Consider the following 24,699-nt stretch of genomic DNA (forward strand, 5'->3'; position numbering starts at 1 on the left):
TCCCCCACGTGTACTGCGATCCCCCGTGGATCCCCCCGCGTGCTCCCCCGTGATTCCCCCGTGCGCCGTTGGCCACTTCAGGGGTGGCCTCGGGTGCGGGCCCGCTCCCCCGAGCGGGCCTTCGCAGCGAGTGCACCGGTGTCGATCTCCGCCCCTGAACGGCATCGGCGGTCGGTGCCAGCCTCCCCCGAAGCTCCCGCTGCATGGTGAACGAGCCACTCGAGCGAAGGTGACGGGTCAGGGACGACGAAGTAGAGATCTTGTCGCATCCCAGCCCTCTAAGCCGGGATCCAGTTGCGCTAGGTCAGCAGCCGATCGCAGCCGGTGCCATCCGGGGCCGATCGCGACCGCGTGGCGGCGTGGCTTCACAGCCTCGAGTTCGGCGAGCGTGCTGTCGAAAGTCGGAGCCGCATCCTGGACCCAGGATGCGATCGGCAGGTTCACCCCGATCGCGGCCAGTGACCCGTCGGTCGCGGGCGTGACGGCGATGTCGGCCGAGCCGAGCGCGCGGAACAGCTTGCCGATCAGCAGCCCCGGCAGATCCGGTACGTCGTAACTCACCGCCACGACTGCGGCAGCGGGGCCGGCGAGCTCGATCGCCTCCAGCACGGGGTTGGCCCCCGAGACCCCGTACACCGGAGTGCCCGGCCAGGTCAGGTCACGGATCGCGGCCACCGAAGGCTCATCACCGGCCACAACGGCGACTGCCACGTCCACCTGCGCCAGGTCTGCCAGGAGCTCGTAGGTGTCTTCGGTGAGCGCGTGGTGCCAGGCGGTCGGAGTGCGGCCGGGCGGCGCCCAGGTAGGGGTGCCGGGGACCACGAGGACGACCACGCGGCGGTCGTTGGAAGCGGCCATGGTGCTAGAGCCTAGCCCGCCCCGGACGCTGCCTATCCCCTGATCGCCTGGTGGAGCCGGAGTGCGACCTGGAGGTTCAGGCTGTGCTCCGGTGACTGCCAGTTGGCGCCGAGGAGTGCTCCGACTCGATCCAGTCGCTGCTGGACGGTGTTGGGATGGATGTGCAGTTCGGCGGCGGCTCTGGTCGGACTCTGACCGGCTGCGAAGTAGGCGTGCAGTGTTCCGACCAGATCGGTCCCCCGCTGGGCGTCGTACTCGATCACTGCACCGAAAACGTGCTGAACATGAGCCTGTACGTCGACCTCCGATGCACCGACCAGACCCGCCACACCCAGGTCGTCCGGCGTCGCGGACTCGTTGTACCGGCCGAGTCGCACCATGGTCGTTGCCAACCGAGCCGCCTGGCGGTGCGCGTCGACGAGCGCATCCCAGGGAGCCGGACCGACCACCGCGATGGTGACGGCGGCACGCTTCGCGACCTCGGCCAAATCCCGAGCTGCTGCTACCGCGTCGGTCCGAGCCAGCAGGAGCACCAGGTCCCCGCCGTACGGACCGGACAGCACCAGCTTGTCCTCAACTGGAGCTGACAACCGAGCCCGTACGGCGCTGTGGTCGCCACGGCAGACCGCCACCACGAACCGATCGTGCACATGCTTTGGCGCCAGCAACCGAAGTCGTTCGAAGTCACCGCCTCCGCTGAGCACGTCGGTCAACAGGTCTGCCTGTGCACGCTGGGACTGCTCGGCAGCCTGACGGCGGAACAGGAGGACGAGTGCGGTGACTACAGCCGCACGCTCGACGATGCGCTGGTCTGCACCGGACAGGTCGTCGACACCGCCGATCACCAATGCACCGAGCCGCTCACCCTTGGCGGTTGCCGCAACGACCCAGCACTCGCCTGCTCGGGTCAGTCGGCCGGATGACGACTCCTGCCACGGCACCGCCGTACCGGGGGTGCAGCCGGCCACTGCGAGCTCGTTGCCGACAGCATCGACCAGTACGACCCACACCCCGAGCAGCTCGGCCAGTGCGGCAGCGACCGCGTCCACATCACCACCGGACAGCACAATGTCGGCAAATCGATCGTGTGCGGCCGCTGCATGCTCGGCACCGGCGTGGGCTTCCGACAGCTGGTCGAGCGCCACTGCAGTCTCAGCGGCCGCGCGGACCTGCACGATCGTGACGGCCGCCAGCGCTGCCAGTGAACCGAGCAGCAGCACCTCTTCCCGGCTGAACGGGCGCGCGATCCGGTTCGACGCGAACAGCACGCCGACAAACGCCTCGTCCACGATCAACGGCGTACCGCAGATGGCGACGAGCCCCTCCTCACCGACAGCATGATCGATCTGCCCGGTGTGCCGGAAGCGCTGGTCGGATGGATAGTCCGTAGTCCAGTAAGGCCTGCGCGTTGACGCGACCAGTCCGCCCAGGCCGGCGCCCAGCGGCAGCCTGAGCTGTTGGAAGGCGGTCGACAGCGATCCGTCGGTGGCCCGCATGTACGTGTCGCCGCGAGCCTCGTCGTACAGAGTCAGGTAGGCAACGTCCGCACCGACCAGCGTGCGCGCCCGATGCACGATGGTGTCCAGTACGCCGCCCGGATCGCTGGCTGAGGCCAGCTCACGAGCTACCTCGACCAGTGCGGTCAGCTCGGCCTCACGCTTCTTGCTGGCGTCGATACCGGCCCGGATGCGCAGGGCGAGGTCCCGGGCGACCGCATCCTCACCTGCCACCCGGGCCAGCTCGCTACCGGACGCGTCCTCGGCCAGTAGCCGCAGAAGGTCCCTCATCCTCGCGATGATGCCACCTATAACGCTGTCAGGTCCCGCTCTCGGGTTTCGGAGTACAGGGTGACCGCCAGGATCGAGATCGCCGCACAGACCGCGACGTACACCGAGATCGCGTAGCCGGAGTCGTAGGCCTTCAGGAGTGCGACTGCGATGAACGGCGCCAGGCCGCCGGCGATGATCGACGCCAACTGGTAGCCGACGGACACACCCGAGTAGCGCACCCGAGTCCCGAAGAGCTCGGTGAAGAAGGCCGCCTGTGGTCCGTACATGGCGCCGTGCAGCACCAGTCCGACAGTCACAGCGAGCGTGGCCAGCCCGAAGTTCTTCGTATCCACCAGTGCGATGAAGACGAAGGCCCAGACGCCCACTCCGACCGCACCGATCAGGTAGACGGGCTTCCGGCCGATGCGGTCCGACAGCGCACCCCAGAGCGGGATAGCGCAGAAGTGGATCGCTGCAGCGATCAGAACGGCGTTCAGCGCAAAGGACCTGCCCAGACCGAGCTGCTCCTTGGCGTAGGTCGCAATGACGATGGTGAAGATGTAGTAGCTGACGTTCTCCGCCATCCGCGCGCCCATCGCGGTCAGCACCTCGCGCGGGTAGCGCGTGAGCACCTCCATCAGCGGCATCCGGTCCGCCGGCTCCTGCTTCGCACGAGCTGCAACAAAGACCGGCGACTCCTCGATCTTCAACCGCACCCACAGTCCGACCAGCACGAGCACCGCCGACAGCAGGAACGGAATCCGCCAGCCCCACGAGTCGAACGCAGCCTCGGACTGGAACGCCGCCAGCCCAGCCAGTACGCCGTTCGCGAGCAACTGTCCCGCCGGAGCACCGGCCTGCGGCCAGGAGGCCCAGAAACCACGCCGTGCCGGATCACCATGCTCCGACACGATCAGTACGGCGCCTCCCCACTCACCGCCGAGCGCGAAGCCCTGGATGAGCCGCAGCACGGTCAGCAGGATCGGGGCGAGCGCCCCCACCTGCGCGTACGTCGGCAGCAAGCCGATGGCGAACGTGGCGATCCCCATCATCAGCAGGGACAGCACGAGCAGGTTCTTGCGGCCCAGGCGGTCACCGAAGTGCCCGAAGACCACACCGCCGATCGGACGGGCGAAGAACCCGACCGCGAACGTGGCGAAGCTCAGCAGCGTCCCGGTCAGCTGCTCGCCCTTCGGGAAGAACAGGTCGCCGAACACGACCGAGGCTGCCACGCCGTACAGGAAGAAGTCGTACCACTCCACCGTCGTACCGACGAGACTCGCACCGACCACCCGGACGATCGAGGGGCGGGTGCGGACCGGATCTGTAGCTGCCATGGGGCCCTCCAAAGGACTAGTGGGCGGTCCAGCCGCCGTCGAGTACGAATGAGCTCCCCGTGATGGAGGCGGAGGCCGGACCGCACAGCAGCGCGACCAGCTCCGCGACTTCCGTCGGCTCGATCAGTCGTTTCACTGCGACTGGTTCGAGCATGACGTTGTCGAGTACCTCGGGCTCGGTCAGCCCGTGTGCCTTGGCCTGGTCCGTGAGCTGAGCCGTGACGAGCGGCGTACGGACGTAGGCGGGGTTGACGCAGTTGCTGGTCACACCGCGGGCAGCGCCTTCCAGTGCGACGACTTTGCTGAGTCCTTCGAGCCCGTGCTTGGCAGCCACGTACGCCGACTTGTACGGGCTGGCCCGGAGTCCGTGGACCGAGCTGATGTTGACCACGCGCCCCCAGCCCACGCCGTACATGTGGGGAAGGGTCTGGCGGATCAGCCGGAACGGTGTCTCCAGCATCAGCCGCAGCAGGTAGCTGAAACGCTCCGGTGGGAAGTCCTCGACCGGTGCGACGTGCTGAACCCCAGCGTTGTTCACCAGGATGTCCACGTCAGTGGGCAACCCGGCCAGGCCGTCCAGGTCGGACAGGTCCGCCACGACCGACTCCACCCGCGCCGACTCGCGCACAGCGACCCGGTCGACAGCCACGACGTGGACGCCGTCCGCTACGAGCCGTTCGACACAGGCAGCACCGATGCCGGAAGCGGCTCCGGTGACAAGGGCGCGACGGGTCTCCATGGCGGACGACTGTAGGAACTCCCAGCCGTGCGCACTATGGGATCGGAGCACACACCCGGGCTGCAGATCGTGGGGGCTGACGCCACCTACAGGCCGACGCGAGCAGCGAAGGCCGCCAGCTCGTCGCGCTGCTGCGACGGGTCGGTGACCGAGCTACTCACCACCAGCCGGGTCACACCCTGCGCCGCGTACGCCTCCACCGCCTCGGCCGACAGGTCGATCGGCGCCCAGCGGGTGTACTCCAGCGCATCGGGATCCCGACCAGCCTGTACGGCGCTCGCCCGCGCCAGCTCGAACTGAATCCGCCGCTCGTCGTCCCCGAGCGCTCCACCCGGGAAGTACCCGTCCCCGCGCGCACCGGCACGACGAGCCGCCGCCCGGCTCGATCCGCCGACGTGGATCGGCAGATGCACGACGTCGAGCGGCTTCGGATAGCTACAGACGTTCTCGAACCGGTAGAACTCGCCGTCGAAGCTCGCGCCGTCCGCACCGCCCTCCCACAACAGACGCAGTACATCCATCGCCTCATCGGTACGACGTCCGCGCGTGCCGAAGTCGACCCCGACGGCCTGGGCTTCCACCGGCATGCTGCCGACACCGACCGTCAGCAGCCGCATCCGGCCCTTCGAGAGCTGGTCGATCGTGGCCAGCCGCTTCGCGAGGCCGACCGGATGGTGGTACGGCAGGAGCAGGACTCCGGTTCCGAGCAGGATCCGCTCGGTGGCCGCGGCCGCGAAGGTGAGGCAGTCCAGCGGATCGGGGTACGGCAGCGTCGACGGCAGCTCCATCCCGCCGAACTTCAGGCCGGGAGACAGCGCCACGTGCTCCGGCACGTAGATCGCCTCGAAGCCCACCTCTTCGGCGAGCCGCGCGAATCGGGTCAACCGGTCCGGATCCGCCCCGAAGAACGGCAGGCTGTAGCTGATCGCAAACTTCATGGGCGACACCGTAAAACCTTGCCCTTAGGGTCAAGGCAAGTGCGAGTTCAGCTATCAAACCTGCTTCTGCTGATAGGTGGAACTATCGTGGAGACATGGTCGATATCGAACAGCCGAAGAAGCCGAAGACAACAGCCGCGGGTGTTCCCGCCGTGCTGTCGTCGTTCAAGTTCGGCTTCCGTGAGATGGGACCGGCCCGGACCGGCAAGGTCTTCCTGAAGATGAACCAGGACGGCGGCTTCGACTGCCCGTCCTGCGCCTGGCCGGATCCCGACCACAAACGCAAGCATGCGGCCGAGTTCTGTGAGAACGGCGCCAAGGCGGTGGCCTGGGAGGCGACCCGCAAACGGGTGCCGCGCGCCTTCTTCGCGGAGAACTCGGTCGAGCAGATCCACGCGATCTCCGAGTTCGATCTCGGCAAACTCGGCCGGATCACCGAGCCGATGCTGCTCCGGGCCGGCGCCACGCACTACGAGCCGGTCGGCTGGGAAGAGGCGTTCCAGGTTGTCGCCCGGCACCTCAAGGCGCTGCCCGACCCCAACGACGCCGTCTTCTACACCTCGGGCCGGACCAGCAACGAGGCCGCGTTCCTCTACCAACTGTTCGTCCGCGCCTACGGCACCAACAACCTGCCCGACTGCTCGAACATGTGCCACGAATCGTCCGGTACGGCGCTCAACCGGGTGATCGGCAGCGGTAAGGGCGCGGTGACCCTGGAGATGCTCGAAGAGGCCGAGCTGATCGTGGTCGTCGGGCAGAACCCGGGGACCAACGCGCCGCGGATGCTCAGCCACCTCGAGATCGCCAAGCGCAACGGCGGCGAGATCGTCTCGGTGAACCCGCTGCCCGAGCCCGGCCTGATGAACTTCAAGAACCCGCAGAAGGTCCGCGGCTGGGTCGGCAAGGGCACAGAGCTCGCCGATCAGCACCTGCAGATCCGGATCGGTGGCGACCAGGCGCTGTTCCTTGCCATCGGCCACCTCTTGCTCGAGGCCGAGGCAGAGAACCCGGGCACCGTTCTCGACAAGGCGTTCGTCGAGACCTACACCAGCGGTTTCGAGCTCTACGCCAAGCACAACGCGGAGCTGGACTGGGACGCGGTCGAGCTGGCCACCGGTCTGCGCCGCGCTGAGATCGAGGAGCTGACCCAGCGGTTCCTCAAGTCCAAGGCAACCGTGATCTGCTGGGCGATGGGTCTGACCCAGCATCGCGAGGCGGTCGCGACGATCAGCGAGATCGTCAACGTGCTGCTCCTGCAGGGCAATATCGGCAAGCCGGGCGCCGGGCCGTGCCCGGTCCGCGGGCACTCGAACGTCCAGGGCGACCGCAGCATGGGCATCTGGGAGAAGATGCCGGAGCCGTTCCTGGACAGGCTGGATGCCGAGTTCGCGTTCACGTCACCGCGGGAGCACGGGATCGACGCGGCCGACACGGTGAAGCGGCTGCGGGACGGATCCGTGCGGGTCTTCTTCGCGATGGGCGGCAACTTCGCCTCGGCAACCCCCGATACCGAGGTGGTGCATCGAGGGCTGCGTGAATGCGACCTGACCGTGCACGTCTCCACCAAGCTGAACCGTTCGCACACGGTCACCGGCCGCGAGGCACTGATCCTGCCGACGCTCGGCCGGACCGACCACGACCACACCGCCAACGGTCCGCAGTCCGTGACGGTCGAGGACTCCCAGGGCGCCGTCCACCTCTCCACCGGGAACCTGACACCGCCCGCGCCGGAGCTCAAGTCCGAGATCGGCATCGTCGCCGGGATCGCGCAGGCCGTCGTACCGGAGGTCGGCGAGATTCCGTGGGCGGACTTCGCCGATGATTACAGCCTGATCCGGCAGCGGATCGGCCGGGTCGCCGACGGGTACGAGGACTTCGAGGAGCGACTCAGGGCGAACGAGGGCGGCTTCCTGCTCGCGCATGCGGCGCGGGACAAGCGGGTGTTCAAGACCTCGGATGCGAAGGCTCAGTTCACCGCGAATGATCTGAGTTGGTTGCCGACGGCACCGGGCAAGCTGCTGCTGCAGACACTGCGCAGCCATGACCAGTTCAACACCACGATCTACGGTCTCGAGGACCGCTACCGCGGCATCCACGGAGGTCGCGAGGTGGTGTTCGTGAATCCGGAGGACCTGGCCGAGCTCGGGCTGACCGACGGCGCGACCGTCGACATCGTCAGCGAGTTCCAAGGCGTCGAACGGCGTGCCTCCGGCTTCCGCCTGGTCTCGTACCCGACCGCGCGCGGGTGCGTCGCGGCGTACTACCCCGAGACGAATGTGCTGATGTCGGCCGACGACGTGGCCAAGGGCAGCAACACTCCGGTCGCGAAGGGGCTGACAGTCAGGCTCGAGCCAGTCGCGTCCTGAGCAACGGTTGCGCGGCGGCCAGCGCGATGGCCGCCGCTGCGTTGACTAGCCACAGTCCTGCGGGGCCTACGGTCTCGAGGAGATGCGTCACGATCAACGGGGCGGCGGTCGTGGCCACGCCCCAGCAGAGGCCGAAGACCGCGAGGTAGCGCGCCCGTCCGTCATCGGGCGCAAGCCCTGCGGCCTGCGTCAGATAGCGGGTCAGGAGGAAGGTCTCACCGACGCTCCAGAACGCGGTGGCGAGTAGAAAGACCGGCAGGCTGGTGGCGAACGCACAGACGACCAGACCGGCAGCCAGCAACACGTAGCCGACGCGCATCGCCTGGAAGTCGTCGAGCTGCACCCGCAGCAGCCGCTGTGCGAGGATCATCGTCACCGCGGAGACGGCCAGGATGATGCCTGTCCCTGATGCCGGCAGCCCCTGCTCAAGCAGAGTGAGCGGTACGCCGACGATCAGCTGCATGTAGATCGTCGCGAACACGGTACCGCTGGCAAGCAATAGCAGCAGCCGGTGATCGCGCCATACTGCGATTCCCCCGGCTCGCACGCGCTCCCGCCGTACGTCGCGAGGGAGTGCTCGGGCAACCAGTCCAGCGCAGGCCAGGCAGGTGATCGCGTCTGCGACGAACAGCCAGCGCAGATCCCAGTGGCTGACGGCCGCGGCCAGCAGGCCTGCGAGGACACCGGCCACCGCCATCGCCGAGCCCTGCAACCCGTACGCCGCTGGGCGGTCGAGTGGCTCGGTGACATCGGCAATCGTCGCCTGGCTGGGTGGCTCGTAGATCTCGAAGGCCAGACCGAGCACGATCGCGGCGACCATCGCGGACCACAGCGTCGTACTGGCGGCGATCCACAACTGGGCGGCCGCGCAGCCGGTCAGACCGAGGACGATCGTGCGGCGGCGGCCGATCCGGTCGGCCAGGACGCCACCGAGCAGCCGGGACGGGATCGTGGCGAGACCGAACAGCGCGACCACCAGGCCGGTCCGGCTCAGCGAGGCCCCGAACTCCACGGTCAGCACGATCGCCAGGAACGACAGCGAGAACGCACCGATCCGGTTCACGGCGCGGGCTGCAACCAGCACCCAGACCGTCCTGGGCAAGCCGCGCCAAGGCGCGATCAAGGTCGCCGCTGCACTCATGCCCGCACCTCATGACTGTCTAAATGGCTATGATCGGTCACGCAGAGCCTACGAAGGAGTGTCGTGACTGGTCAAGTGTCTTTTGATAGTCATGCCCGGAATGTGCTGGCGGCGTCGGTCGAATACGTGAACCGGCTGACCCCCGGCTTCTCCGGCGGTTCGCCGTACGGCGGTCCTGCCGACGAGGCGCAGGCGGTCGCGGATTCGCTGGTGGCGATCGGGTATCCGCAGCCGACCGTGCGGCCGGAGGATGCGCGGCGGCTGACGGCGCTGGCCACGCGGATGCGGATCGTGTTCGAGGCGGCGCACACGGGCGACCTCGATCGGGCCGCGGACGAGATCAACGCACTGCTCGTCGACACGAACGCCCGGCCGAAGCTCGACCGCCGGGACAAGGGTTGGAGCCTGCACTTCCACGGGCCCGACGACACTCTCGTCAACGGCTGGGCGGCCGGCTGCGCGGCCGGGCTCGCGCTCGCGGTCGGCAGCGACCTGGCCGGTCGGCTCGGCGTCTGCGCCGCGCCGCAGTGCGACCGCGTCTTCGTCGACACCTCGAAGAACGGCCAGCGCCGCTTCTGCTCACCCCAATGCCAGAGCCGCGTGAAAGCGGCCGCGCATCGAGCCCGAAAGGCGACCTAGTCATGGCGATCACCTTGCGCACCTACGTTCCAGCAGATGCTGTCCCGACCTGGCAGGTCTACTACGCCGCAATCCGGCGGACGGCGATCCGCGACTACACCGAAGAGCAGGTGCGAGCATGGGCGCCGGACCAGACAGATGTCGACGCCCATGCCTGGGCGGATCGCCGCGCAGCGGCACACACGTTCGTGGTCTGTGTCGATGACGTCGTCGTCGGCTTCAGCGATTTCACCGACGACGGCTTGCTGGACATGCTCTTCGTCCACCCGGACCACTCCGGCCGAGGCATCGCCCGGCTACTAGTGGAGAAGGTGCAGGAAGAAGCCGGGAAGCGCGGGCTGACCCGCCTGGTCACCCACGCGAGTCGCACGGCCCGCCCGGCCTTCGAGGCCCTCGGATTCGTCGTCGACCGCGAGAATCCCACGAACCAGACCCGCAGCGGCGTGATCATCCCCAACTACGACATGCACTACGACTTCCCCTGACGAAGCACCGGGTTCGCGAAGTCCGTGTTGTCCACCACCAGATCCGCCAACGACGCCGGCTCCACCTGGTCGACGTACAGGCGCTCGCCGGGGATGTACCGCCTCCGATACCGCTCCTCCGCGGCTGCCGCCGAGTCCATCCACGCCTGGTCACGCACAGTCCCACGCCGCAGTACGACGTCGAAGCCGACGTGCACGTAGACACGCAGATCCCAGTGCTGGATGAGTTCTGGGCGTTGCAGGAACACGCCGTCCGCAACGAGAACCGCGTCGGCAGCGGCAGTCTCGGTGATCGGCGCGAGCGCTGACTGCGCATTGAAGGACCGCATCCCCGCGACGTACCGGCGATCGCCGTCCGGTCCCAACGGGAGCAGGAGATGCGAGCGGATCCCATCGACATCCCACGAATCGAGGTAGTAGCTCTCCGGCGACTCGATCGGGTAGGCCGTCCGCAGCGCGGGGTCCTTCTTGAAGTAGTCGAGCCCGACCCGGATCACCTCCCGCGCGGTCCGCTCCCGCAGTACGTCGGCCAGTTCGTCGGCCAGCGTGGTCTTGCCGGCCGCGGACGGACCGTCGATCGCGACCCGCACCGGATGCGGCCGCTCGACAGCGAGCACGAAGCCGGCCAGTTCAGAGAGAAGCTTGAGTGGCGCCACACCAGAAGTGTGACGCCCTGCAAGCGCACAGCCGCTCACTTGCCGCGCCCACTGCATTGCAACAGATAGTCGTCGCTGCGGTGGCTCTGGCCGAACCCGGTTCACGGATCTCCACCCGCAGCTCCGACCGGCCACAGCTTCCTGTCTCCGGCCACAACTAGTGGCCTGAGACGGCGGCACTCGGGAGGTCTACACGTCGATACCGGTGTGGCGCCACACCGGAAGTGTGACGCCACTCGGGGGTTTGCACCCCCGCCGGTGGGCTTGAACAGGTAATACCTTGTTCACGCCCACCGGTTCCTGTTCAAGCCCTCGGTTTGTGGTGCGGCTAGCCGACCGGGGTGAGCTCGCGCTCGGGCTCCGGGGCCGGGGGTGCGGCGTGCTTGGCGGACTTCGGGCGGAGCCACTTCGGGGCCCACCAGTTGGCGTCGCCGAGGAGGATCATGATGCTCGGGAGGACGACGGCGCGGATGATCGTGGCGTCGATCAGGATCGCCACCGCGAGGCCGACACCGAGCTGTTTCATGTCCAGCGTGCTCAGGGTGGCGAAGACCGCGAACACTCCGATCATCACGGCCGCGGCGCTGGTGACGACGCCGGCCGAGCCGGTGATGCCTTCGGCGACGGCCTGCTTGGTGGGCACGCCGCGCAGGACGGCTTCGCGGATCCGGCTGACCACGAACACGTGGTAGTCCATCGACAACCCGAACAGCACCACGAAGAGGAACAGCGGCAGCCACGAGACGACTGCGCCGTTCGACCGGAAGTCGAGAATCCCTTCGGCCCAGGTGTTCTGGAAGACCGCGGTGATCACCCCGTACGCCGCGCCTGCGCTCAGCAGGTTGAGCAGGATCGCGGTCACCGCGACCACCACCGACCGGAACGTCACCATCATCACGATCATCGTCAGCAGCAGCACGAACCCGATCACCAGCGGCAGCTTCGCCTTGGTGTGCGCGGCATAGTCGACATCCGCGGCCACGAAGCCACCGACCGCGTACTCCGCGCCCGGCACCTTTCCGACGGTCTGCGGCATCAGCTCCTTACGCAGCTTGGTCAGCGAGTCACGTGCCTGCTGGCTGCCGCCCTCGAACGGCGTAGCAACCTCGAGGACCGTCACGGTGCCGTCCTTGGAAATCCGCGGCTCCTCCAGACCGTCCTGCGCGAACAGCTTGTCGGTCTTCGTGCGCTGCACCAGCTCGGCAACGGCGGCCTGCACAGCAGACGCCTGGCCGATCGGAGCCTTGATCGCAACCTCGTGGCTGGTCCCGGTGCTCGGGAAAGCCGCGGTGAGCCGGTCGTACGCCTGCATCACCGGTGTTGTCCGCGGCAGGTCCTCGGTGCCGGGGAACTTCAGTGTCATCCCCAATGCCGGCGCCGCGACCGCGAGCAGCGCGGTCACCGCGACGAGCAGCGTGACCACCGGGTACTTCAGGGCGGGCTTGAGCACCATCGGCCAGAACCGCGGCTTCGCCTTGCTCGCAGTCAGCCGCCACACGAGCGGAATCCGCGGCTTGTCGACCCACCGGCCGAGCTTCGCCAGTACGGCGGGCAGCACGGTCAGCGAGCCGATGACGGCAACCGCCACCACCAGGATCGAGCCGACTGCGAACGACGAGAACACCACATCCCGCGCCAGGAACAACCCGGCCATCGAGATGATCACCGCCGTACCGGAGACGACGACTGCATGCCCGGAGGTCGCCGCGGCGATCTCCACCGCGTCGACGTGGCTGCGGCCCTTCGCACGCTCCTCGCGTTCGCGGCGGAGGTAGAACAACGAGTAGTCGACGCCGACCGCCATCCCGATCAGCAGGATCACGCTGTTGACCGCGTCGACCGCGGGCACCAGTTGCGACGCGGCGGCGGAGAGCCCGATCGCCGCGGCCACCGCCGACAGCGCGAGCAGGAGCGGCACCGAGGCCGCGATCAGCGCGCCGAACGCGACCAGCAGGATCGCCAGCGTCACCGGCAGGCTGAAGATCTCGGCGCGTTTGAAGTCCTCGCCGAGAGTCTTCTCGAGCGCCTGCCCGATGGACAGCCCACCGACCTCTTCGATCCGGAACTGTGGATACTGCTGCTGGAGCTGCGCTGTGGTGTCGAGCAGCGGCTGGACCCGCGAATCCTCCTTGCCGTCCTTCAGCGTCACCCGGACGATCAGTGCGTCCTTGTTCGGCGAGGGCATCGGCTGCGAGACGTCCGCGACCCCACCGAGGGCGCGCATCCGCTGGATCACGACGCCGGCCACCTTGGTGGCCTCCGCCTGGTCGAGTGTTCCCGACGGCGCGGTGATCAGCACGCTCTCCACGTCCGGGTCGGCGAAGTTCCCGTCCTTGACGATCTGCTGCGACCGGGTCACCTCACCGATGTCGCCGTCCCCGTCAGCCTGCTTGGTGCCGGTCACCTGACCGACCGCGAAACAGGCGATCACCACCGCGACCCACATCGCGATCGCCCGCCACGGATGAGTGGCACTCCAGCGCGCCACCCGCACCGTGATCTGTCCCCTGGCCATACCGTCCCTCGCCCTCTGCGCCCCCTCAGGCGCCCCACCCAGCGCACCTGGCACGGCGCTGGCTACGGGTAGAAGCCTGGTCGGTGGCGGCTCCCGGCGATATGCAGGTAACCACCGAACCGACCCTGAGGGCAGCCCCACCCTGACCCCTGGGGGTAACCCCCTAAGGGACGGAATAACTACCGAGAGTAATCAGACGATCACCGCCCGGAAGCTGGTTCAGAAGTCCTCGAGGTCCAGTGAGGAGGCCGCGGAGACCCCTTCGAGATACCCCTCGGCGCGCTCGGCCTTGGGGTAGCGGTGGACCAGCGCCCAGAAGGCCGCGTTGTGCGCCGGCTCGATCAGATGGGCCAGTTCGTGGACCAGGACGTAGTCGAGGACCCAGGCCGGCATCGACTGCAAACGGGTCGACAACCGGATCGACCGGTCCGCCGGAGTGCAGGATCCCCACCGTCTGTTTTGGTTCGAAACCCACCTCACAGACGCAGGTTCGGGCACTTCGGGGAGGTGGCGACACGCGAGTTCGTGTGCTCTGGCCAACAATTTTTCGTCCGACACGCGGGAGCGGCTGCGCTGCTTGTCGAGCCGCGCGAGCATGGTCTCCACCCAGCGCGCCTCCTCGGCGGCCGAGAGCCGGTCCGGCATCAGCACGATCACCCGCTCGCCGTCGCGATACGCGCTGACGGTCCGCTTGCGCCGCTTACTGCGGCGGATGTCCACGTACGGCGGGATCGGGCGCGGCGGGGATTCGGCCATGAGTCAAAAACTACCCGCAGATTCCGACAACTTTCTTCGGTCCACACCCTGTGCATCGACGTTTTCGCAGGTCAGACGCCAGTTCTGGGACCCGGCGATTCCGGTTGTTCACACCTTGTTCCCCCACCTGTCCACAGTGCCGGTCGGCGCGCCCCACAGCTTGCTCACAGAGTTATCCACAGGGGTGGACAACACGGACTTGTGGTTGTGGCGGGCACCTCCTAGCGTCGTCCTCAACAGGCTCCCGGACCTCCTCCGGAGCCGCCCGGAGGGGAAGCCGAGCGGTTTCGGAGGAGGACTCCCGGGGGCCTGTTCCGTTCCGGCGATTTCCTTGGAAAGGGTTTTCCCAGGCGGCCCTGAGCGGCGCTCCGGTGGCAGGGTGGGCTTGAGCAGGCGTCAGAAGGCCGTAGGGTGAATCCCGATTGGGCCGAACGGCCTACGGCAGGAAGGTCTGCCGTTAGCATCCACGACCGGCTCGGTGACAACCCCGGGCTGATTTCAGAACCAAGGAGAGGGCCCTCATGGCAGAGACCTGGAGCGGCGAGTTCTACTGCGTCAAGTGCAAGGCCAAGCGCACCGCCGACGGCGAGGTCAAGGTCAACGACAAGGGCACGCGCATGGCCAAGGCCAAGTGCCCCGAGTGCGGTACGAACCTGAACCGGATCCTCGGCAAGGCCTGACGTACCACGCTGCGGGGCGGTGACGGGCCGAACACGGTCCGTCACCGCCCCGACGCCGTTCGTAGCCGGCGTCATCGGCTCCGGACGCCCCCGGCGACCGGGCTGCTTGGGTGACCCGACAGAATGGGAACGTGTCGGACCTCCCCCGCAAAGCGCTGAGCCGGACCGCGAAACTCGCCAGCCTGCCGCTGGGCGCCGCGGGCCGGGCCACGGTCGGGCTGGGCAAGCGGATCGGCGGTGCGCCGGCCGAGGCCGTGCTCGCCGAGTTCCAGCGCCGGACCGCCGAGCAACTGTTCTCCGTCCTGGGTGAGCTCAAGGGCGGCGCGATGAAGTTCGGGCAGATGCTGAGCCTGATGGAAGCGGCCATGCCCGAGGAGCTCGCGGCGCCGTACCGGGCCACGCTGACCAAGCTGCAGGACTCCGCACCACCGATGCCGATGTCGACCGTCGACACGATCCTGTCCCGGGAGCTCGGCAAGCGCTGGCGCGACCGGTTCTCCGAGTTCAACGACAAGCCGGCTGCCGCCGCGTCGATCGGCCAGGTGCACCGCGGCACGCTGAAGGACGGCCGTGAGGTCGCGGTCAAACTGCAGTATCCGGGTGCCGCCGAGGCGCTGCGTGCCGACCTCAAGCAGCTCGGCCGGTTCGCCCGCTCGTTCGGGGCACTGGTCCCCGGCATGGATATGAAGCCGCTCGTCGCGGAGCTGCAGGAGCGGATCGGCGAGGAGCTCGACTACGACCGCGAGTCCCAGGCCCAGCAGCAGTACGCCGACGCCTTCAAGGACCACGACGAGTTCGTCGTACCGCGGGTCATCAAGCACTCCCCGACCGTCATCGTGTCGGAGTGGATCGAGGGCAAGCCGCTCTCGTCGTTCATCGCCAACGGCACCAAGAAGCAGCGCAACGAGATCGGGCTGAAGTACGCGCGGTTCCTCTTCAGCGGACCCAAGTACGCCGGCCTGCTGCACTCGGACCCGCATCCCGGCAACTACCGGGTGATGGCCGACGGGCGGCTCGGCGTGGTCGACTTCGGGCTGTGCGCACGGCTTCCCGAAGGCCTGCCCCCGGCGATCGGGCGGCTGCTGCGGCTCTCGCTCACCGGCGACGGGCCGGCGATCCACGACGGGCTGGTGGCCGAGGGGTTCATCAAGCCGCGGATGGAGATCGATCCCGAGCAGCTGATGGACTACCTGGCGCCGTTCGCGGAGCCGGCCCGGGACAAGACCTTCCAGTTCAACCGGGCCTGGATGCGCGCGCAGGCGAACCGGACCAGCGACTTCCGCTCCCCCAACGCCACGCTGGCCTTCAAGCTCAACCTGCCGCCGTCCTACCTGCTGATCCATCGGGTCTGGATCGGCGGCATGGCCGTGCTGTCCCAGCTGGAGGCGGAGGCGCCGTTCCGGTCGGTGCTCGAGGAACTGCTCCCCGGCTTCGCCGACTCGGAAGCTCACCAGTAGACGGGGTCGAGCTTCCCCTCGATACCGCGGACGTTCTCGCGGGCGCAGACGTCGCAGTAGTGGAGTTTGCGGCCGTTCTCGACCGAGGTGGCCCAGGTCAGCGGTGCCACTTCGGACTCGGCCTGCCGGCCGCACAACGCACAGATCGCACTTGGCATGGCAGTAGTGTGCACCCCGTGCGCTGGCGGATCCACGAGGAACTAGAAGTCTTTGGCAATCCTTGGCTGAGCGTCCGGCGGCTGGACGTGGAGCAGCCCGACGGCCGCCGCGTCGACTACCACGCGGTCCGGCTGGCGGACGTCGCCGCCGCCGTGGTCACGGACGCTGAGGGCCGCGTGCTGCTGATGTGGCGGCACCGATTCCTCACCGACACGTGGGCCTGGGAACTGCCGATGGGCATCGTCGAGGCCGGCGAGGCCCCGATCGACGCGGCGGCCCGTGAGGTCGAGGAGGAGACCGGCTGGAGGCCCGGGCCGCTCGCCCACCTGATCCGTTCCCAGCCTGGCGCCGGGATCATGGATGCGATCCATCACGTCTTCCACGCGACCACGGCCACCCGGATCGGCGAGCCGACCGAGCAGAACGAGTCCGACCGGATCGAGTGGATCCCGCTGACCGACGTACCGGCGATGATCGCGAACGGCGAGATCGTCAGTGGCATCACCCTGGTCGGCCTCCAGCAGGTTCTGCTGCAGCGCCGGTAGACATGCCGAAGGGCGGCACCCCCCTGAGGTGTCGCCCTTCGATCGTTCAGCTGGTCAGCTGTCGTGCTGCCTGCCGAGCCGGTCCTCCTGGCGGACCGGCCGGGCCGGCTTCAGTTGTGTGTGTTTCAGACGAGGCGAGCGAGTGCGAGGCGCGCGCGTGCGCTGGCCCTCTCCGCTCGCCTGCTGGCCCGCTCGGCCTGCTTCTGCGCCCGCTCAATTCGGTGAGCCAGGTGGAAGCGCCGGTTCTGCTCCGCGTCGTTCAGTGTCGAACGTTGATGAGCACGGGCGAGATCTTCGTGAAGTAAATGCATTTCAAGGCTCCTGTGTGAAATCTGGTGCTTCATGGTCTGGTGTCTCGTTTCGGATCTGGGTCGTCAGGCGGCGGTCGTGGTGTCGCTCTTACGGGGGCGTCCACGGGGACGCTTGCGGGCAACCACCACGCCCTGGACGAACAACTGTCCGCCCCACACACCCCACGGCTCCGAGCGCTCGAGCGCTCCGGCCAGGCACTCGGCCTGGAGGGGGCAGGTGGAACACAGAGACTTCGCGTACTCGACGTCCGCCGGCGATTCGGCGAAGAAGAGTTCCGGTGCGTAGGACCGACAGGGCAGGTCCTGCGACGATGCAACCTCGTTGAAGATGTCGAGGAAGCTCACGCTCATTCCGGTCACCTCCCAGTGACTTTCGGTGCTGCTGGTCTTTTGTCGTCGGAGACGGTCCGCGGTTGCTGACCGCCAAACTTGGTTCTTCAATGACGCTCCTGGACAAACAAAAGGGCCGCGGGACCCTTTGTGGGTTCCGCGGCCTGGAGGTGCCGGGTCTGACTCGTCTGTCAGACCGGTGGACTCCATGCTCGAGAACCCGATTCGCCGTACTTCACATCGCCGACAGCTCCGCCCTTGATCTGGGCCGGGCTGACAGCCATCAGCACAACGGAGGTGCCGTGCAGGCGCGCGGCGCCCGGGATCAGGGCGCACGGCAGCGCGGCAGCGTTGCTGAACGGCTTCTTGGTGATGTTCGACATTTCCCAGGCACCTCCTCTCGTTGTGGCGAAGCAAGCGTTGGCTCGATCGCTGTGGTGGTTTGAAGTTTTCGGCCAGACTTCGACCGCAGAAAGAACAGTACGCTGTCGTCCTCGGAGCCCGCAAACTATTTAATGGCATGTTCGGGAAGTTGGCCGGAAGTTGCCGCCACGGTGACCGGATCCGGTTGCCGCGACAGGTTCCCACCACGCTCCGGGGCGCCGAACGCACACTCCGAGATCGTTGCCTCTGTCACCTATATGCCTCGTCTGCCAGCAGCAGAACGGACGCACGAACCCAACCATGCGCCCCGGCGGCCCAGCGTGGCAACACAATTCCCCCAGATTGCACGAACAGGCAATCAGGTGCTGCCCACCCCGCGCTCGCCCGGTAGACCAGTACCCCCACCGTCCTACCCCAGCAACACCGCCGCCCCGCCTGACATCCCGGTACGACGTTTCCACGCGACACCGATTGGTCTGACCCCGCCGTACCGGAGACACCTTGTAACGGCCGGAGCCCTATGGCGCCAGGTCTCCCGCAGCAGCTCGCTGTCTCCTGCCACCAGTAGCGGCGCGGGCCCCTCCCGCCCGGAAAATGAGGGGATCTCCGCTCGAGTTGCTGGTTCTCCCCTCAAGATTCGGGCGGAGAAGGGTCGACTTGAACGGATGTCCACTCAAATGGCCGAGGGCGCGGCGGCGAGCACGGGGTACTTAGCGGGTGCAGATGACCAGGATCTGCTCGCCGTACTTGGTCAGTTTGGTGTGGCCGATCCCGGGGATCCGGCGCAGCTCCAGCTCGTCGGACGGGCGGGTCTCGGCGATCGCGGTCAGCGTGGCGTCGGTGAGGATGACGAACGCCGGCATCTTCTCGGACTCGGCCTGCTCGGTCCGCCAGGCGAGGAGTGCGTCGTACAGCTTCTGGTCGATGTTCGACGGGCAGTCCTCGCAGCGGCCGAGCTTGCGGGCGCCCGGATCGAGCAGACCGCGGCCGCAGACCCGGCACTTCGGGATCGGGCGGCCGGACCGCGCCACCCGCTCGGCCCGGTCGGTCGTCGGCTCCCACACCGGTTGCTGCCGGGTCGTCCGCACGCCGATCGGATCCAGGAACCGGGTCGGACCACGGGTCCCCCGGCCGCCGGGTGACCGAGAGGTCGACCAGCTGACGAACAACTGCTGTTTGGCCCGCGTCACCCCGACGTAGAACAGGCGGCGCTCCTCCTCCACCTGCCCGGGTGTCTGGGCGTAGCTGATCGGCAGGATGCCCTCGTGGGCGCCGACGATGAAGACGCATTCCCACTCCAGCCCCTTGGCTGCGTGCAGAGTCGCCAGCGTGACGCCCTCGGCGACCGGCGCGTGCTGGATCGACGCCCGCCGGTCCAGCTCCACCATCAGGTCGGTCAGCCCGGCCTCCGGATTCGCCGCAGCGAAGTCGGACGTCATCGTGACCAGTGCGCTCAACGACTCCCAGCGATCCCGGACCGCGCCGACACCGCTCGGAGCCTCGGCAGTCCACCCTGCTCCACCCAGGACGCCGGTCACCGTCTCGACCAGGTCGTCCGACAGGTCACCGGCCTTGGCCTGGCCACGCAGGAGCACCGCCGCCTTGCGGATCTCGGGGCGCTCGAAGAACCGCTCGGCTCCCTTCAGCACAGTCGGGATCTTCCGCTCGGCCAGCGCCTGCTCGAAGTTCTCCGACTGGGCGTTGGTCCGGAACAGTACGGCGATGTCCCGCAGCTGCACGCCCTCGTCCTTCAGCCGCGCCACCGCCCGGGCGACCGCATCCGCCTCGGCGACCTCGTCGGAGTACTCGCGGTAGACAGGCGCCGGCCCCGGCTCCCGCTGCGACCGCAGCGTCACCCGCCCGGGCAGCCCGGCCGGACCGGCCGCATCGAGGATCTTGTTCGCCACGTCGACGATCTGCGGCGTGGATCGGTAGTCCCGAACCAGCTTGATCAGTGTCGCGTTCGGATGCCGGGAGGCGAAGCGGACCAGATTCTCCGGCTCAGCACCGGCCCAGGAGTAAATGGTCTGGGCCGGGTCGCCGACCACGCAGACGTCCTCGCGGCCGCCGAGCCACAGGTCGAGCAGGCTCTGCTGCAGCGGGCTGACGTCCTGATACTCGTCGACGACGAAGGTCCGGTACTGCCGGCGGATCTCCGCTGCGACCCGCTCGTCCTCGGCGAGCAGCGCGACCGCGCAGAGCAGCACGTCCTCCAGGTCGATCCGCCCGCGCTCGAGCTTCACGTCCTCGTACGACGCGAAGATCTTCCCGATCGTGGCCGGGTCGAAGGCAGCCAGCGCCCGGCCGGACTTGGGCGCCAGCCGCGCGTAGTCGTCGGGCCGCACGTTGCTGACCTTGGCCCACTCGACCTCACCGGCCAGGTCGCGCAGGGCCGGGGTGTCGACCCGGATCCGGCAGCGCGAGGCGGCCTCGGTCAGCAGCGGGAACTTCCGGTCCACGATCGGGGGCAGCTCCCCGCCGTACACCTTCGGCCAGAACCAGCGCGCCTGCCGCAGCGCCGCGGAGTGGAACGTGCGAGCCTGCACACCCTCGACCCCGAGCTGCGCGAGCCGGCCGCGCATCTCCCCGGCCGCCCGCTGGGTGAAGGTCACCGCGAGCACCCGGACCGGGTCGAACGTCCCGGTCCGCACCCCGTACGCGATGCGGTGGGTGATCGCGCGCGTCTTCCCGGTCCCGGCGCCGGCCATCACCACGACCGACCCGTGCAGGGCGGCCGCGACCGCGCGCTGCTCCGGATCGAGCGCCGCGAGCAGGTCGTCGGGCGCACTCGATCGTGTGAAGTCACTCACGGACTGGGTCATACGGGAACAGCACCGCCTACGGCGTGGTTGGGCTACGTCGAGAGCAACCCTAGACGGGTCGCCGGACAGATTCCGCGCCCACTGCTGAAGGAGACCGTAGATGGCGGCCGTGACGATGTACTCGACCCCCTGGTGTGGCTACTGCCACCGCCTGAAGGGCCAGCTCAAGCGAGCCGGGATCGAGTTCAACGAGGTCGACATCGAGCAGGTCCCGGAGGCCGCGAAGCTCGTCGAGAAGGTCAACAACGGGAACCAGACCGTCCCGACCCTGGTCTTCGCCGACGGCACCGCCCTCACCAACCCGTCGGTCGCCCAGGTGGCGGAGAAGCTCATCGCCTGATCCGACCTGGCCCGAAACCGCGGCGTCTGCCCCTTGGGGTAGGCGCCGCGACGCATTTTCGGCCCCTGCGGGCCGGAAGGTACCCGAACCATGGACTTACGGTCATGGCCGTTTTACCTTCGAGGGAACTACGCCGCAGGGAGATCCGCCATGATTCCGCGTCGTCTCTTCCGACCTGTCCTGTTCTTAGCGGTCCTGGCCGTAATCAGCTGTTTGTTCACAGCGGCCAGCACAGCCGCTCCACCCGCCGGGCGACCGGACCCGTTCCCGTCCGAGGTCGGGCCGGAGCGCCCCGACGTCGGCGGGCGCACGCTCGCCCCGGATCCGATCACCAACCTCGGTGCGCCGATCAGCTCGCTCACCGTGATGGAGGGGACCGTCGGCCGGACGCCGGACGGCCGCGACGTCGTGTACGCCGTACCGGCCGGTGAGAACGCCAACCTGAACGTTGTCGACGTCCACAGCCGTCAGCTCCTGCACACCGTGCCGCTGCCCGGCGCAGCCGGCGCCTGGGGGATCGTCGTCGCCAGCGACGGCAGGCTGTACGTCGGTACCTATCCGAACGCCCACCTCTATCGCTTCGACCCGGTGACGGCCGTGGTCACCGACCTGGGCCGCCCGATCACCGGTGAGTCGTTCATCTACGGCCTCACCGCCGACGGGAACGGCAACGTCTACGGCGGCACGTATCCGAACGCGCACGCCTTCAAGTACGACGCCACCACCGCACAGGTCACCGACTACGGCTCACTCGACCCGGTGCAGCAGTACGCGCGGTCGACTGTCTACGACCCCGACCACAACGCACTGTTCGTCGGCATCTCCACACCGGTCGGCAAGCTGCTCCGCATCGACCTTGCCACCGGAACGGTCCAGAACGTGACCCCGGCGAGTCTGGTCGCCACGGACATCATCGACCTCGACTATGCGAGCGGACGGGTGTTCGCAAACGCCAGCGGCAAGCTGGCGGTCGTCGACGCGGTCACCTTCGAGCAGGTCAAGTTCACCGACGCCGCGACCGGCGGGCTGGTCCTGACCTACCCACTGGCAGCGCGTGGTGTTTCCGGCGGCGGTCCGGGTGGCGTGTACTTCACCACCGCGACCACGCTCAACCTGATGCGCTACGACCTCGACACCAACACCGTCGGTACGGTGACGAACCCGCCGATCCGGATGACACGCGGAGCGGCCATCGGCTACGGCTGGGTGACCGAGAACGGCCAGCAGATCCTCTACGGCCTCACGGGCAACTACTCCGGCGGAACGTTCCGCTACGACCCCATTGCCCGCACACTCGCGCAGTGGAGCTCACCGTTCCAGTACGTACCGGTGGCGCTCCAGCACGCGATCGCTGACCCAGCCACGGGCCGAGTGTACGTCAACGCCTACCTGAACGGCACCACGTCGTACTACGACCCCGCCACCGGCAAAGCCACCGTCACTGCACGCCAAGGCCAAGTCGAGGGCTGGTCGTGGGGCACCGGCAGCAAGATGTGGGTCGGCATCTACCCGTACGGCCGACTGCAGCAATGGGACACCGCTCTACCGGAGAGCCCGACCAATCCGAAGGTGCTGTTCAGCCTGGCCGACAGTGAACACCACCAGAACCGCCCGTTCGCCGTCGTCCCGTCCGGCAACAGCGTGTACGTCGGGACCACTCCCGGGTACGGCGAATACGGCGGTGCGATCACGGTGTACGACGTACCCAGCAACACGCACAAGGTCTACCGGCACCTGGTGACAGACCAGTCGATCGCCAGCCTCCTGCCGGTCGGCACTGATGTGTGGGCCGGATCCGCCATCGAAGGTGGTCAGGGCACCGAGCCGCGGGCCACTGAGGCTCACCTGGTCAAGGTGGACCCAGCAACGGGTGCGGTGACGGCAGACGTCGTACCGGTACCGGGTGCGGCCAGCATCAACGAGCTGACCCTCGGACCGGACGGCAACATCTGGGGGCTGGCGGACGGCAACGTGTTCGTCGCCGACAAGACGACCGGCGCGATCCTGCGCACGTACACGGTCTTCTCCGGACGCCTCACCGGTCACGACGGAGCGCTGTCCTGGCGCGACGGCTACCTGTACGGCGTCTCCGGCGGCCGCCTGTTCGTCCTGGACGGTCTCAGCGGGACGTCCACCATCCTCCGCGACCACGGTCTCAACCGGCTCACGGAAGGACCGGACGGCAAGTACTACTCGCTGCTGCGCCTGGACGGCTGGACCATTCCGACCAACCTGGCGTCGTACACGCCACCGCTCGACCCGTGCCCCAAGTCGGACGTCCGGACCAACGTGTGGACCGGCAACATCAACAGCCACGTGCTGAACCGCTTCCTGGAGTACGGCTGCACGCTCACCGACGTACTGCCGGACGCCAAGGCAGAGTGGCCCAGCCACGGCGCCTACGTGGTCGCAGTGGACCGGAAGCTCCGGACACTCGAGAGGTCCGGCCAGGTCGAGTACTGGGAAGGAATTCTGATCCGGTTCGCCGCCGCCATCTCCAACGTGGGGCGGTGAGGGCCCAACAGCTCACCAGCTTCCGGTGAGCTCCTCGCCGTACCAACCCTCGATCAGGCGGCGGCTGATCGAGATGTTGCCCGGGAGGGCCATCGTGCCGGCTTCGACCAGCGCACGGAGGTCCTCCCGGGTGAACCACCTCGCGTCGGAGATCTCGTCACCGTCCACCTCGATGTCGGTACCGGTCGCCTTCGCGTAGAACCCGAGCATCAGGCTCGACGGCAGCGGCCAGGGCTGGCTCCCGGCGTACACGACCTCCGGCCCGACAACCACACCGGACTCCTCGAGCACCTCACGCCGTACGGCGGCCTCCAGCGACTCCCCTGGCTCCACGAACCCGGCCAGTGTCGAGTACCGCCCCTCGGGCCAGGACGCGTTGCGCCCGAGCAGGGCCCGGTCCTGGTCGTCGGTGACCAGAACGATGATGGCCGGGTCACTCCGCGGGAAGTGGCGGAGGCCGCAGCCCGGACAGTCCCTGACGTGGCCGGCTTCGACGACCACGGTGTGCTCACCGCAGTTGCCGCAGTGGGTGTGGACGGCGTGCCAGTTGGCCAGCCCGACGATGTGGACCGCCATCCCGGCCTCACGGTCGTTCAGCAGCGCCCCCAGCTCCCGGAGCCCGGCATACGACTCGTCCGGCTCGTCCTGGACGACGACTGCGAACACCGCGCGGCCCTCGGCCGTCTGACCGGCGCCGGACTCCCGGTCGATGCCCAGGAAGACCCGGTTGCCTTCGGGCGCCTCGGACGGAGCGATCAGCCGCAGCGCGGTCCGGTCGTCGGTCACCTGCAGCTGGTCGGCGGCCACCACGGTCACCTGCGTGTCCGGGGCCGCCCAGGCCTTCTCCAGCCAGGCGTCGTCGCGCCGTCGATCGGCGGCGCGGTCCAGGACCGAGCGGGACAGGGCTAACGAACCAGGAGCGATGGAATAGGCCACGTCTCTCAACATATCCCGGCCG

The 24,699-nt window shown here is 68.0% G+C and carries 22 protein-coding genes; 8 read left to right on the top strand and 14 right to left on the bottom strand.

The genetic code is table 11. The features are described from left to right. Positions 1-237: 237 nt before the first annotated feature. The 5 genes from E1261_RS16540 to E1261_RS16560 form a co-directional block, all read right to left on the bottom strand. On the bottom strand, positions 238-858 hold the full coding sequence (locus E1261_RS16540; protein WP_132407601.1) for a hypothetical protein: 621 nt from the start codon (positions 856-858) through the stop codon (positions 238-240). A 32-nt stretch (positions 859-890) separates the two neighbouring features. Continuing rightward, entirely contained in the window at positions 891-2,645 is a 1,755-nt protein-coding gene (locus E1261_RS16545) for a helix-turn-helix domain-containing protein (protein ID WP_132407603.1), read from the bottom strand. Between the two features lie 17 nt (positions 2,646-2,662). Then, the gene (locus E1261_RS16550; RefSeq protein WP_132407605.1) at positions 2,663-3,964 is read right to left on the bottom strand and encodes an MFS transporter; all 1,302 of its coding nucleotides are present in this window, start codon (positions 3,962-3,964) and stop codon (positions 2,663-2,665) included. Between the two features lie 16 nt (positions 3,965-3,980). Further along, positions 3,981-4,703 (bottom strand): SDR family NAD(P)-dependent oxidoreductase, encoded by a 723-nt coding sequence (locus E1261_RS16555; RefSeq protein WP_132407607.1) that lies wholly within the window; start codon positions 4,701-4,703, stop codon positions 3,981-3,983. Between the two features lie 86 nt (positions 4,704-4,789). Then, entirely contained in the window at positions 4,790-5,641 is an 852-nt protein-coding gene (locus E1261_RS16560) for a TIGR03619 family F420-dependent LLM class oxidoreductase (protein ID WP_132407609.1), read from the bottom strand. Positions 5,642-5,736: 95 nt separating this feature from the next. Here E1261_RS16560 and E1261_RS16565 point away from each other — a divergent pair, with 95 nt between their 5' ends. Further along, positions 5,737-8,007, top strand: coding sequence for an FdhF/YdeP family oxidoreductase (locus E1261_RS16565; protein WP_132407611.1), 2,271 nt, complete (start codon positions 5,737-5,739; stop codon positions 8,005-8,007). Here the strand turns inward: E1261_RS16565 and E1261_RS16570 are convergent. Next, positions 7,982-9,148, bottom strand: coding sequence for an MFS transporter (locus E1261_RS16570; RefSeq protein WP_132407613.1), 1,167 nt, complete (start codon positions 9,146-9,148; stop codon positions 7,982-7,984). The two genes, E1261_RS16565 and E1261_RS16570, sit on opposite strands and share 26 nt — an antisense overlap. A 63-nt stretch (positions 9,149-9,211) precedes the next feature. On the opposite strand from E1261_RS16570, the gene E1261_RS16575 reads away from it, so the two are divergent. After that, entirely contained in the window at positions 9,212-9,787 is a 576-nt protein-coding gene (locus E1261_RS16575; protein WP_132407615.1) for a CGNR zinc finger domain-containing protein, read from the top strand. Between the two features lie 2 nt (positions 9,788-9,789). Continuing rightward, complete coding sequence (locus E1261_RS16580) at positions 9,790-10,272, top strand: GNAT family N-acetyltransferase (RefSeq protein WP_165952531.1); 483 nt, start codon at positions 9,790-9,792, stop codon at positions 10,270-10,272. On the opposite strand, the gene E1261_RS16585 is transcribed toward E1261_RS16580, so the two are convergent. The 3 genes from E1261_RS16585 to E1261_RS16595 all read right to left on the bottom strand — a co-directional run bounded on the left by E1261_RS16585 (position 10,257) and on the right by E1261_RS16595 (position 14,199). Beyond that, positions 10,257-10,928 carry a nucleoside/nucleotide kinase family protein gene (locus E1261_RS16585; RefSeq protein ID WP_132407619.1) on the bottom strand — a complete coding sequence of 224 codons (672 nt, stop codon included), beginning with the start codon at positions 10,926-10,928 and terminating at the stop codon, positions 10,257-10,259. The two genes, E1261_RS16580 and E1261_RS16585, sit on opposite strands and share 16 nt — an antisense overlap. Before the next feature lie 328 nt (positions 10,929-11,256). After that, on the bottom strand, positions 11,257-13,443 hold the full coding sequence (locus E1261_RS16590; protein ID WP_132407621.1) for an MMPL family transporter: 2,187 nt from the start codon (positions 13,441-13,443) through the stop codon (positions 11,257-11,259). Between the two features lie 219 nt (positions 13,444-13,662). Beyond that, positions 13,663-14,199 carry a M48 family metallopeptidase gene (locus tag E1261_RS16595; protein ID WP_132407623.1) on the bottom strand — a complete coding sequence of 179 codons (537 nt, stop codon included), beginning with the start codon at positions 14,197-14,199 and terminating at the stop codon, positions 13,663-13,665. 521 nt (positions 14,200-14,720) lie between these two features. Between E1261_RS16595 and E1261_RS45310 the strand changes: the two genes are divergently transcribed. Both E1261_RS45310 and E1261_RS16600 read left to right on the top strand, forming a co-directional pair. Next, the gene (locus E1261_RS45310; protein ID WP_012922897.1) at positions 14,721-14,879 is read left to right on the top strand and encodes a DUF5679 domain-containing protein; all 159 of its coding nucleotides are present in this window, start codon (positions 14,721-14,723) and stop codon (positions 14,877-14,879) included. Between the two features lie 131 nt (positions 14,880-15,010). Beyond that, on the top strand, positions 15,011-16,336 hold the full coding sequence (locus tag E1261_RS16600) for an ABC1 kinase family protein (RefSeq protein ID WP_132407625.1): 1,326 nt from the start codon (positions 15,011-15,013) through the stop codon (positions 16,334-16,336). On the opposite strand, the gene E1261_RS45315 is transcribed toward E1261_RS16600, so the two are convergent. Beyond that, positions 16,327-16,494: a hypothetical protein gene (locus E1261_RS45315; RefSeq protein WP_165952532.1), complete on the bottom strand. Its 168-nt coding sequence runs from the start codon at positions 16,492-16,494 to the stop codon at positions 16,327-16,329. The two genes, E1261_RS16600 and E1261_RS45315, sit on opposite strands and share 10 nt — an antisense overlap. An 18-nt stretch (positions 16,495-16,512) precedes the next feature. On the opposite strand from E1261_RS45315, the gene E1261_RS16605 reads away from it, so the two are divergent. Next, positions 16,513-17,040, top strand: a complete 528-nt coding sequence (locus E1261_RS16605; RefSeq protein ID WP_132407627.1) for an NUDIX hydrolase — start codon at positions 16,513-16,515, stop codon at positions 17,038-17,040. 374 nt (positions 17,041-17,414) lie between these two features. Here the strand turns inward: E1261_RS16605 and E1261_RS16615 are convergent, their stop codons facing one another. The 3 genes from E1261_RS16615 to E1261_RS16625 form a co-directional block, all read right to left on the bottom strand. Beyond that, positions 17,415-17,702: a WhiB family transcriptional regulator gene (locus E1261_RS16615; protein ID WP_132407629.1), complete on the bottom strand. Its 288-nt coding sequence runs from the start codon at positions 17,700-17,702 to the stop codon at positions 17,415-17,417. A gap of 170 nt (positions 17,703-17,872) precedes the next feature. Next, positions 17,873-18,064: a hypothetical protein gene (locus tag E1261_RS16620; RefSeq protein ID WP_132407631.1), complete on the bottom strand. Its 192-nt coding sequence runs from the start codon at positions 18,062-18,064 to the stop codon at positions 17,873-17,875. Between the two features lie 711 nt (positions 18,065-18,775). Continuing rightward, positions 18,776-20,887 (bottom strand): ATP-dependent DNA helicase UvrD2, encoded by a 2,112-nt coding sequence (locus E1261_RS16625; protein WP_202874759.1) that lies wholly within the window; start codon positions 20,885-20,887, stop codon positions 18,776-18,778. Between the two features lie 100 nt (positions 20,888-20,987). Between E1261_RS16625 and E1261_RS16630 the strand changes: the two genes are divergently transcribed. Continuing rightward, complete coding sequence (locus tag E1261_RS16630) at positions 20,988-21,227, top strand: mycoredoxin (RefSeq protein ID WP_132407633.1); 240 nt, start codon at positions 20,988-20,990, stop codon at positions 21,225-21,227. Positions 21,228-21,377: 150 nt separating this feature from the next. Next, positions 21,378-23,741, top strand: a complete 2,364-nt coding sequence (locus E1261_RS16635; protein ID WP_132407635.1) for an NHL repeat-containing protein — start codon at positions 21,378-21,380, stop codon at positions 23,739-23,741. 12 nt (positions 23,742-23,753) lie between these two features. On the opposite strand, the gene nudC is transcribed toward E1261_RS16635, so the two are convergent. Further along, on the bottom strand, positions 23,754-24,677 hold the full coding sequence (gene nudC, locus E1261_RS16640) for an NAD(+) diphosphatase (protein WP_238176255.1): 924 nt from the start codon (positions 24,675-24,677) through the stop codon (positions 23,754-23,756). Positions 24,678-24,699 lie beyond the last annotated feature (22 nt).

Source organism: Kribbella albertanoniae (assembly GCF_004348455.1).
GTDB lineage: Bacteria > Actinomycetota > Actinomycetes > Propionibacteriales > Kribbellaceae > Kribbella > Kribbella albertanoniae.

Coding starts and splice junctions, on each gene's coding strand:
- E1261_RS45310 (WP_012922897.1), top strand. CDS start 14,721: ATGGCAGAGACCTGGAGCGGCGAGTTCTACTGCGTCAAGTGCAAGGCC.
- E1261_RS16635 (WP_132407635.1), top strand. CDS start 21,378: ATGATTCCGCGTCGTCTCTTCCGACCTGTCCTGTTCTTAGCGGTCCTG.
- E1261_RS16620 (WP_132407631.1), bottom strand. CDS start 18,064: ATGTCGAACATCACCAAGAAGCCGTTCAGCAACGCTGCCGCGCTGCCG.
- E1261_RS16595 (WP_132407623.1), bottom strand. CDS start 14,199: ATGGCCGAATCCCCGCCGCGCCCGATCCCGCCGTACGTGGACATCCGC.
- E1261_RS16540 (WP_132407601.1), bottom strand. CDS start 858: ATGGCCGCTTCCAACGACCGCCGCGTGGTCGTCCTCGTGGTCCCCGGC.
- E1261_RS16565 (WP_132407611.1), top strand. CDS start 5,737: ATGGTCGATATCGAACAGCCGAAGAAGCCGAAGACAACAGCCGCGGGT.
- E1261_RS16615 (WP_132407629.1), bottom strand. CDS start 17,702: ATGAGCGTGAGCTTCCTCGACATCTTCAACGAGGTTGCATCGTCGCAG.
- E1261_RS16550 (WP_132407605.1), bottom strand. CDS start 3,964: ATGGCAGCTACAGATCCGGTCCGCACCCGCCCCTCGATCGTCCGGGTG.
- E1261_RS16590 (WP_132407621.1), bottom strand. CDS start 13,443: ATGGCCAGGGGACAGATCACGGTGCGGGTGGCGCGCTGGAGTGCCACT.
- E1261_RS16570 (WP_132407613.1), bottom strand. CDS start 9,148: ATGAGTGCAGCGGCGACCTTGATCGCGCCTTGGCGCGGCTTGCCCAGG.
- E1261_RS45315 (WP_165952532.1), bottom strand. CDS start 16,494: ATGCCAAGTGCGATCTGTGCGTTGTGCGGCCGGCAGGCCGAGTCCGAA.
- E1261_RS16625 (WP_202874759.1), bottom strand. CDS start 20,887: ATGACCCAGTCCGTGAGTGACTTCACACGATCGAGTGCGCCCGACGAC.
- E1261_RS16630 (WP_132407633.1), top strand. CDS start 20,988: ATGGCGGCCGTGACGATGTACTCGACCCCCTGGTGTGGCTACTGCCAC.
- E1261_RS16545 (WP_132407603.1), bottom strand. CDS start 2,645: ATGAGGGACCTTCTGCGGCTACTGGCCGAGGACGCGTCCGGTAGCGAG.
- E1261_RS16580 (WP_165952531.1), top strand. CDS start 9,790: ATGGCGATCACCTTGCGCACCTACGTTCCAGCAGATGCTGTCCCGACC.
- E1261_RS16555 (WP_132407607.1), bottom strand. CDS start 4,703: ATGGAGACCCGTCGCGCCCTTGTCACCGGAGCCGCTTCCGGCATCGGT.
- E1261_RS16560 (WP_132407609.1), bottom strand. CDS start 5,641: ATGAAGTTTGCGATCAGCTACAGCCTGCCGTTCTTCGGGGCGGATCCG.